The sequence below is a fragment of the Desulfosporosinus sp. I2 genome (assembly GCF_000960765.1).
Taxonomy (GTDB): domain Bacteria; phylum Bacillota; class Desulfitobacteriia; order Desulfitobacteriales; family Desulfitobacteriaceae; genus Desulfosporosinus.
Genome location: NZ_JYNH01000245.1, coordinates 1 through 2,929, shown reverse-complemented (window position 1 = coordinate 2,929; position 2,929 = coordinate 1). Strand labels below are relative to the sequence as shown.

Genomic DNA, 2,929 nt, shown 5'->3' with positions numbered 1-2,929 from the left:
TCCATGGAGGGCGGGCTACGATCATTGGGCGGATCTGTATGGATCAGACAATGCTTGATGTAACCAAAATTCCAAAAGTCCAAGTGGGGGATATCGTGACGATCTTAGGGCAAGATGGCAATGAACAAATTACAGCCATGGAAATGGCAAAGTGGCTAAGAACTATCAGCTATGAAGTGGTTTGTGGAATTTCCAAACGAGTCCCCCGAGTTTATCTTGAACCAACGTGAGAAATGACCTAAGGTTAATATTAAAGGATGTATCAAGTAAAAAAGGAAGCTCACATTTTGCAAGGTGTGAGCTTTTTTTTACTTGAAAAATTTCTAATAAAAGTCTATAAAATACTGCATATTACTTGCTTATTCAAGTCTTGATTGGTGACATGCTAATTCGTTAAGGAGCAGTATATGGAACAAAACGTTAAAATATCCGGAACTCAGGTTGTCATGTTGTTGTTTGTTTTTGTTACTTCTACCCTCATCTTTAAGTAATTATTGGCCACCTTCGGTAGAACCTTTGAGCTAGTTATACCCATATTTTTACTAGGGATTTCTTGGCTTAGGAAGAAGGGGTAACTCTTTAGTTTTAAACTTAATAAAAATAGACATATTAACTAAACAAGTTTTTATAAAGCAGGGGGGGATTAAAAATAAAGTTAAAGTCGATCAATTCGAGTAAAGAGTGTAGGTAAATAGATTACGTATCTAGTGGAAAAGTCAAAGCCGGACGATTGATACTGTTCGGGGCTATGAATCGGATTGTCTGGGTTTTTCAGAAAAGTTACATCGTTATAATCCTAAAGATTGGAACAAGGTTAAACCACACTGGAGGGAAACGTTTTTAGATGCCAAAATCGATGTTCAGGTAAATGCTTCAGATGAGATTACGGGTAGATTGGGGCAAAGATTAGAACTTAAAAAGTGACTATATTTGCCAACGTTATTATCGGCGGTTTACATGAGAGGCTTACTCATTGTAAACTATTTATAATTTCCAGAAGTTTATATAAAAATACATAATACATTAAGGCTTCCAGTTATTATAAACTTGCGAATATGTTAGAATCGGAATTATACACGGTTACCGTTGCGTTCTCCACGATAGACGATATTTGTTGTTAAACCTACTATTAACTCGTTTCTTTAACAAGAATACATTATTTTTTGCTAAAATTAGTTTTCATTTCACCTATTTATGTTACAATTTTTATCATACAAAAACTGAAGACTCCAAAAAGGGTGTGTATTATGCAAAGTTATGGTTTACCGAAGAAACAGGGCCTTTATGATCCGGCATTAGAACATGATGCTTGCGGTATGGGATTTGTCGTTAATATCAAGGGGGAGAAGTCTCATGACATTATAGATGAGGCCTTGACTGTACTGGAAAACTTAAGCCACAGGGGGTCAAGCGGTGCCGACGAAAATACAGGGGACGGTGCCGGAATACTCATCCAAATACCACACGATTTCTTCAAAAGGGAATGCGATGCGTTAGGGTTTGATTTGCCGGAAAAAGGTAGCTACGGCGTAGGCATGGTATTTGCTCACAGGTATCATGATTTTAGAAAAACTCAGATGGAAACCTTCGAAAAAATCGTTCAGGAGGAAGGCCAGAGGATCCTAGGCTGGAGAGAAGTTCCAATCGATAAGACGACCATCGGCGAAGGTGCAAAAGCAGCAATGCCGAGATTAATCCAGGTTTTTATCGGCAAGGATGTTAGTCTCTCTAATGGCATGGATTTTGAAAGAAAGCTTTATATTATCAGAAAAAGGGCAGAAAAAGTCATTGGTCCGATGTGCGAAGACAAGGGGGGCACCTTCTATATCGCCAGCCTTTCTTCGAAAACCATTGTTTATAAAGGCATGCTGACAGCGGAACAACTTAGGAATTTCTATCTTGACTTGGCAGATCTTGATTTCACATCTGCCTTGGCTATGGTTCATTCAAGGTTCAGCACCAATACTTTCCCAAGCTGGGAGAGAGCCCATCCCAATCGATATATTGTTCACAACGGCGAAATCAATACCATTAGAGGGAATGTCAACTGGATGAAGGCGAGGCAGAAATGTATCGATTCACCGCTTTTTGAGGATCTCACAAAAGTATATCCGATCGTCGACGAGTCGGGCAGTGACTCAGCAATGTTCGATAATAGTCTTGAATTTCTTCACCTCACAGGAAGATCGCTTCCGCATGTTGTGATGATGATGATTCCTGAGACCTGGGAAAAGAACGAGCTGATGTCGAAGGAGAAAAAGGACTTTTACAGATTCAATGACTATTTAATGGAGCCTTGGGATGGGCCGGCGGCCATGGGTTTTTCTGATGGTGTGGTCATCGGTGGAGTACTGGACAGAAACGGACTCCGACCTTCTCGGTATTATGTCACAAACGATGATAAGGTTATCCTGGCTTCAGAAGTTGGGGTCTTGGACATCAAACCTGAAAATGTAAAATATAAAGGTAGGCTGGAACCGGGCAAAATGTTGCTCATCGATACCGAAGCACAGAGAATCATCTCTGACGAAGAACTTAAGGAAAGTGTATCAATCTTAAATCCCTATGCAGAATGGAATAACCGGCATATCGTACCTTTAATTGATCTACCAGTTGAGAAAATGTCGGAAGAGGAAGTCACTGAGGACCTGATTAAGCAGCAGAAAGCCTTTGGATATACGTATGAGGATATAACGACAACAATTCTGCCTATGGTGATCCAAGGCGTTGATCCGATTGGAGCCATGGGTATAGATTCACCGCTCGCTGTCTTATCTGAGAAACCTCAGATGCTCTACCTTTATTTCAAACAGCTTTTTGCACAAGTCACCAATCCCCCGATCGACGGCATAAGAGAAGAAATTGTCACTTCAAGCAGTATACTCCTTGGAGATACTGGCAACCTGCTGGAACCCGATCAAAGAAATTC

The 2,929-nt window shown here is 40.4% G+C and carries 2 protein-coding genes; both read left to right on the top strand.

Going from position 1 to position 2,929, the window contains the following annotated elements; translation table 11 throughout:
* Positions 1-230, top strand: a 230-nt coding sequence (locus UF75_RS25200) for an alanine racemase C-terminal domain-containing protein (RefSeq protein ID WP_045577266.1), incomplete at its 5' end; no start/stop codon positions are given.
* 1,017 nt (positions 231-1,247) lie between these two features.
* Positions 1,248-2,929: glutamate synthase central domain-containing protein (locus UF75_RS25195; protein WP_045577265.1), on the top strand; the 1,682-nt coding region annotated here is incomplete at its 3' end.